The organism is Desulfosarcina cetonica JCM 12296 (assembly GCF_001311845.1).
Taxonomy (GTDB): Bacteria; Desulfobacterota; Desulfobacteria; order Desulfobacterales; family Desulfosarcinaceae; genus Desulfosarcina; species Desulfosarcina cetonica.
In genome coordinates, this window is the sequence record NZ_BBCC01000487.1 from 1 (window position 1) to 1008 (window position 1008).

At 58.1% G+C, this 1008-nt stretch carries 1 protein-coding gene; it reads right to left on the reverse strand.

The annotated features are described in order from the left end of the window. On the reverse strand, positions 1-462 hold a 462-nt coding region (locus JCM12296_RS35150; protein WP_246805352.1), incomplete at its 3' end, for a reverse transcriptase domain-containing protein. Between the last annotated feature and the right edge of the window lie 546 nt (positions 463-1008).

Sequence of the window (1008 nt, forward strand, 5' to 3'; positions counted from 1 at the left end):
AAAAAACTTTTCAAGGTCCATGTCCACGACCCAGCGATACCCCGCTTTGATGTATTCGCGGGCCTGATACACAGCATCATGGGCAGACCGACCAGGCCGGAACCCATAGCTGTAATCAGAAAACCCCGGATCGAAGATCGGCCCCAGTACCTGGGCAATGGCCTGTTGGGTCACCCGGTCCAGCACACTTGGAATACCCAATGGGCGTTTCCCTCCCGATGATTTGGGGATGAGCACGCGTTTGACCGGTAGTGGCTGATAGGTGCCTGCCAAGAGCGACTGGCGGATCTTGGGCCATTTATCGCGGACAGATTCGGCAAACTGGTCGACAGCCATGTGATCGACACCAGGAGCGCCGTTGTTGGCTTTGACCTGTCCCCAGGCCTGTTGCAGATTAGGGCGGAATAAGATCCACTCGAGCAGGCGATCATCTGGGTCGGGCGGTTCCATGACGCGCCGCACATGCACTCCGCCATTCGGTTTCATTGTGTTGTGCGAGCTCAAAGAGGCTCCTTCCCTGCTTGATGTTCGGCCCTTCGCCATGTCCCGACCATTACGCCGGGCGTTGGGCTACTATGGCCTCTGCTGACTTCTGACCGATCACCCGGGCGGTTACCCGCCAGAGCGTTGCTCATCAGCAGGCAGCCGGCATCCCCCTGGTTGCGCCCTTTGGTTCTTGGCACGGCTTCGGGCGGCTGCATTCCCGATGCCGTTGGGACTTGGTCAACCGGTTGCCCCTTCCGGTAGTTTCTGCGGGTGGATGAGGATGTTGCTGATAGCCACATGTCGGTCAGATCTCCCCGGATAAGAACGTGAACTGTCGCTGCACAACCGCGGCATTTACCCTATCCACTGAACCCGGGGCTTCGTTATGTTGTGCTAACTTACCCGCGGACTGGGCCTTATATGCCATTTCTGTTCGTCGGCTCACAGCTTTGCACTCGGGCTTCCTCCAGACAGACTCTCGCGAGGCTGCCCTTGCCGTCGGCTAATGTTTCGATCGGTCAA